At 34.9% G+C, this 5,604-nt stretch carries 6 protein-coding genes; 2 read left to right on the top strand and 4 right to left on the bottom strand.

Features of this window, described 5'->3' with window-relative positions:
- Nucleotides 1-82: 82 nt before the first annotated feature.
- Nucleotides 83-670, top strand: coding sequence for a class I SAM-dependent methyltransferase (locus AOG54_RS00540; protein ID WP_048101062.1), 588 nt, complete (start codon nucleotides 83-85; stop codon nucleotides 668-670).
- Nucleotides 671-716: 46 nt separating this feature from the next.
- Here the strand turns inward: AOG54_RS00540 and AOG54_RS00535 are convergent, their stop codons facing one another.
- From AOG54_RS00535 to AOG54_RS00520, 4 genes are all read right to left on the bottom strand, one after another.
- Entirely contained in the window at nucleotides 717-2,165 is a 1,449-nt protein-coding gene (locus AOG54_RS00535) for a menaquinone biosynthesis decarboxylase (RefSeq protein ID WP_048101063.1), read from the bottom strand.
- Nucleotides 2,166-2,486: 321 nt separating this feature from the next.
- Nucleotides 2,487-3,335 (bottom strand): hypothetical protein, encoded by an 849-nt coding sequence (locus AOG54_RS00530; protein WP_048101064.1) that lies wholly within the window; start codon nucleotides 3,333-3,335, stop codon nucleotides 2,487-2,489.
- Between the two features lie 31 nt (nucleotides 3,336-3,366).
- The gene (locus AOG54_RS00525; RefSeq protein WP_048101065.1) at nucleotides 3,367-3,675 is read right to left on the bottom strand and encodes a winged helix-turn-helix transcriptional regulator; all 309 of its coding nucleotides are present in this window, start codon (nucleotides 3,673-3,675) and stop codon (nucleotides 3,367-3,369) included.
- Between the two features lie 3 nt (nucleotides 3,676-3,678).
- Nucleotides 3,679-3,912 carry a hypothetical protein gene (locus AOG54_RS00520; protein WP_048101066.1) on the bottom strand — a complete coding sequence of 78 codons (234 nt, stop codon included), beginning with the start codon at nucleotides 3,910-3,912 and terminating at the stop codon, nucleotides 3,679-3,681.
- A 150-nt stretch (nucleotides 3,913-4,062) separates the two neighbouring features.
- On the opposite strand from AOG54_RS00520, the gene AOG54_RS00515 reads away from it, so the two are divergent.
- Nucleotides 4,063-5,562 carry an MFS transporter gene (locus AOG54_RS00515; protein ID WP_048101067.1) on the top strand — a complete coding sequence of 500 codons (1,500 nt, stop codon included), beginning with the start codon at nucleotides 4,063-4,065 and terminating at the stop codon, nucleotides 5,560-5,562.
- The last annotated feature ends 42 nt before the right edge of the window (nucleotides 5,563-5,604 follow it).

Here is a 5,604-nt window from a genome sequence, read left to right as displayed (position 1 = left end):
ATCTAATTATTTTAAATTCAATTAAATTAAATAATTTTATTTTTATGCGAAAACTTATAAAAGAAATAGCCTTACTGCTATTATGCCTGATTATTATGTTGATGGAGAGGAGAAATTTGGATTATTAACAACGTCATTTTACTCAATTTTTGCATGGCGCCTTCTGAAAAAGCTGTATAATTTTGCAATTTATGAGTTTGAGGGATTATCACCGGAAACCATCCTTGATATAGGGGCCGGGCCGGGAAGGCTAACAGCCATGGTTGCGAAGAAATTTCCTGATGCACAGGTATATGCAATAGACCCATCAAAATACATGGTTGATGCGGAGCGTAAGCTTTTTAAAAAGGAAAATTTAAGGTGCACATGCGAGCAGGGAAGCAGCAGGGATATTCCATTTAATATAAATTTCGACCTAATATTTTCAAGTCTTTCATTCCACCACTGGAAGGACAGGGAGAAAAGCCTTGAATATATACTTGGCCGTTTAAATAAAGGTGGTGTGTTTATCATTATAGAGTATTATAATGAATATTATAAATCAAATCTATCGGCATATAAACGCCATTCTTTATCAAAAAAATACGCGGAATCACTTAATTACGATGGGTATGAAAAAACTATTGATGTAAGGGGTAATTTAATAGCACTAAAATTTAAAAAAATATGATAAATTATTCCATAAATAAAATCATTTTAAATTAAAAAATTGATTATTAATTCTGTGATGATCCAAGCCTATTTATTAATTCATCTACCTTTTTTTCTATATCTGCATCCATTTTTAATGTTTCCGGCCAGACCCTGTTATAATTCTCCTCCTTTGTTTTTCTTGTGGCATCTATGCCCATCTTTGAACCATAATTAAATATGCGTGCTGGATGATCCAGACTGTCAGTGGGCGTTCCCGGTATGATAAAGACATCACTTGAAGGATCTATTCTTGTTGTCATTGCCCACATTACCTGCTTCATATCATGCACGTCCACATCATCATCAACAACAACCACTATTTTTGTTAATGCCATCTGGCCTGTGCCCCAGATTGCGAACATAACCTTCTTGGCCTGACCTGGATAGCGTTTTTTAATGGAAACAACTATCATGTTGCTGACCACGGTCTCCTCAGGTATGTTCATATCAACTATTTCAGGAATCTGAATCTGAACAAGAGGCAAAAACATCCTCTCTATTGCCTTTCCTATTCTGACATCCTCATGCCATAGTTTGCCGACAATGGTGGTCATATATATTGGATTTTTCTTTTCGATTATCTTCTTAATATGAAAAACGGGAAACTGTTCCTCAAGAGAATAATAACCGGTGTGATCACCAAATGGGCCCTCGACCCTGGTCTCAGACGGGTCTATATAACCCTCAAGAACTATTTCGGAATTTCTAGGATATTCCAAATCAACTGTTTCTCCCTTTATTAGCTCAAGGGATTTTCTTGCCAGTAAGCCCCTGAATGAAAACTCATCAATGCCATTGGGCAGCGGTGCAATTGATGAAAAGAATGTAAGTGGGTCAGTGCCAATGACCACAGCGACATCCATTGTTTTTGATTCCTTCTTATACTCGCTAAAATGTTCTGCTCCACCCTTATGTATATGCCAGTGCATTCCTGTTGTTTCATTATCAAAAACCTGCATTCTATAGGTCCCCACGTTTCTCTGTCCCGTGACCGGATCCTTGGTAATAACCAGCGGCATTGTAATGTATTTTCCCCCGTCCATTGGCCAGTTCTTTGTAATTGGATACCTTCCAAGGTCAACCTTTTCAAGAACGTTAAATTCAGAGGATTTTCTCTGTTCAACCTTTGGCCTGATTCCACCCAGTTCCTTCATCATCTGAAGGCCCCTTGAAATCATGGATTCGGTATCATCCGGAATTCTAACCAGATTCTTCAATCTAAGGCCAACATTATATGGTTTGTCCCCAAGTATATTTTCTATTTTTTGATCTGTTGAAAAGAAATTACCTGCCACAGGTATGTCTGAATTTTTTACGTTCTCAAAAAGCATCGTCCTCTTTTTTCCTATCCTTTCCTCCTCGCTTAATATGTATGTAAGTTCAAGATCAGGGTCAACCTCATCTGTTACATGCACCAGATCATTGTTTTTCTCTTGGAATTTTAAATAATCCCTTAAATCACTGAATACCATAAATATATAATGTTAAAATTAAATATAACCTTATGCCAGTGATTAAGATGATGATTTTTATTAACCATTCTAACAAAAACCCTTGGTAATTATTATCTCTTTGATGCTTAAACTTCCTGGATATAAGCCAATACCATCGAGCCATACTTCTTATTTGGCTTTACAGTATGTCCTATTTTTTATCCATTGCATATCCATATAATGTTTTTTGATATAATTAAAAGATTAATTGCCTCATTTGTTCCTATGATTAATATTCTAATATTAATATATAAATATATTATTTTTAATAACTATACAATGGACTTTCAGCCATATAAATTAAAATCTAAATGAATATCTGCGCGGCCTTATAACCTCATAATAAAAGTCCATAAAAGCCAAAATGATAGCAAATATGCCAGCTATTATAATTGCAATTCCAGCGAGAATCATAAGAATCTCCACCGGTATGGATATACCATGTGGAATAATCATGGTATATGCCGAGATTAAATAGGAGCCACCAGTTATCATGCCAACACCAAATATTAGAATTCCAAGCTCAACACCTGTGCTTCTGAGAAAGTCATTTAAGAGGCTGTTATCCTTAAAAAGAAATGCAAGAACGTAAAATATCTCAAAAATTATAAACGCCTGGGCCCAGAGAGATGAATTAAAATAAAGTGGCATGATAGAGGAGTAGAATCCAAGAGGAAAAGTTTCTATGGAAATGTATATTAGCACTGTTGCAACTATTATTATAACCCTTGAAATTATCTCATCCTTTTTAAAATAATAATATAACACTGCAAGGATGGTTCCAACTATGCCGGTGATTCCGCCTGCAATGCCAATCTTTAATGAGGCATCCATAAATATCTGGGATATAAAAAACACAAAGAACATAATGACAGAAAAAAATATGAGCTTGTCACTTATTTCGAATTTATTTAGCCTAAAAAACATAATGTTATTTATTATATAAAAAAGATATCCCAGAATTATCAACAGAATACCTGCCTTAAAAATTGCATTGTAAGGTTCAAATATATAATAGATAGCATATATAAAACCTGATAATATTACCAAGAATACTGAAATAAGTATAAGGAATTTAGACATCGACATAAGCCTGTTCATCGTTTCATTATCGTAAAAATTTCTGTTATAAAGGTATTTTTTTAACATTAACGGTAAATGTAAATTATATTATATAATCTCATCTTTTTTTATCACACTGTATCTGCCAGTTAACCAGACTGTTAATAGGATTGATCAGGGCATTTCCCTTTTCCGTCAGTTTATAAACAATATTTACCGGATTAATGTTTTTTATGTCCTTTTGTATTATCCCATGGGCCAGTAGTTTTTTTAAAGAATCGGAAAGTGCCTTGGGGGTTATGCCATTAATATTTTTTAATAGTTCATTGAAATGAAATTCACCTGTCTTGAGCATATTTACTATTATTAGGTCCCATTTGCCATTTATTTGATTTATCAGTTCCTGAAACCTTTTATCGGATTCCAAAAATTACACCTCCCTTTCCTGATATCTTAAAATTGTTCCATTACAGTTTATATCCATAGAACCGTAATAAGTCTTTCCCGCACTGGAATATGAAATTTTTAGACTCCATTTTTTCAATCCTGTATAATAAAAAATTTCATTGATCTTTATATCGTCTGCATTGACCATTTTTGCGATTGCACTGGAAATTAATTTTTTAGTTTCCTCAATATTATTTATATTCAGTTCATAGGTCATGGTCTAAAAATATAAAATTGGTTATTTATTTTTTCCATTGGGCATCAAAAATAGTTTATTAGTAAATATTTTATTACACAATATTTATATACTCCTTGATAATCATGTATCTCTATCTGGCGTATTAAATAAAAATTTGGTGTGATGACTATGAATAATGTTAATTATAATAAAAAATATGCCAATTTCGTTTTAATTTTACTTGCAATGATTATCATGGCGGTGATGTACGTTGAGGGCATGCTTACACCTTCACTGCCAAGTATTGCAGAGGGATTTCATATATCTGTGGATCAGGTAAGCCTTGTTCTTTCAACATATCTCCTAACGGGTGTGGCCCTAAGCCCTGTTATTGGGAAACTGGCCGATCTCTGGGGTAAGAAAAAGATGATGTCGGTTGTCATGATTTTATATGCAGGTGCCGTATCTGTTACAGGTTTTTCCCCGAATTTTACATTTATGGTAATATCCAGGGCAGTTCAGGGTATTGGACTAACAATCATGCCACTTGGCATGGCACTGGTGAGGGAGCAGTTTCCACGGGAACTGGTACCCAAGGCCCAGGCATTAATAAGCGGTATGTTTGGTGCCGGTTTTGCGATAAGCCTGCCGCTTGGATCATTAATATCAAATTATTTTGGATGGAGGATGACATACCATACTGCAATACCATTCATCGTTGCACTGGCAATTCTGACAATATATAAGGTTCATGAATCAGATTACAGAAGACCAGAGGTTAAGGTTGATTATATCGGTGCAGCACTTCTCGGTGTCCCACTTGCACTGATAGTTCTTTCAATGTCAGAGGGTTCATCATGGGGATGGAATTCTGCCCTGTTTCTGAGCATGATTATAACAGGTGTAATCCTTTTCATACCCATGTTTATATACGAAAAACATTACTATAATAGGGGTGGGGAGGCCATATTTGACATGAAGTTATTATCTGAAAGAAATGTGCTTACCGCAAATATTGCACTCTCAGTTTCAGGAATGGGCATGTATTTATCCATGCAGTCTCTTTCATACAAATTTGAAACACCAAAGCCCTTTGGGTTTGGGCTATCAATACTTGGAACAGGGCTTTCACTGGTATCATTTGCAATAGGCATGATCGTATTTTCTGTAATCACTGGAAGGATTATATCAAAGTCAGGAATAAAGCCCCTGGCTGTTGCCGGTTCTCTTATCACAGCATTAGGATTTTACTTATTATCAACATCACCTGATTTTATAATGACAATAATTTATGAATTTATTATAGGCTCAGGAATGTCAATAATGAACGCCTCAATAATCAATCTACTTGTGCTGTCTGTTAATCCCAAGGATATGGGGCTCGCAACATCAATGAACAGCACATTCAGATATATAGGCAGCAGTATTGGTGCACCCGTGGCTGGCACAATATTATCACTTTATACTGTTGCTTTTGCAATAAGAACATCCACAGGATTGACAGTTTTTTCATTCCCAGATAAATTTGCATACCACATTGCCTTTATAATAGGTGCGCTGTCATTTCTGGCATCAGCTTTCATAGTCCTTATGGCACATGAGGTTCTCGGCCATCGCACATCCACAGGAGTTAAAAAATCTGAAGAATCAATAAATAATAATGCAACAAATGAACTCACAAAACTATAATTTTAAAAAATCATTAAATATATTTGATTTTAAAAAAATTAA

The sequence above is a fragment of the Acidiplasma aeolicum genome (assembly GCF_001402945.1).
Taxonomy (GTDB): Archaea; Thermoplasmatota; Thermoplasmata; order Thermoplasmatales; family Thermoplasmataceae; genus Acidiplasma; species Acidiplasma aeolicum.
The sequence above is the reverse complement of the archived record's forward strand: the minus strand, read 5'-3'. Positions and strand labels throughout refer to the sequence as shown.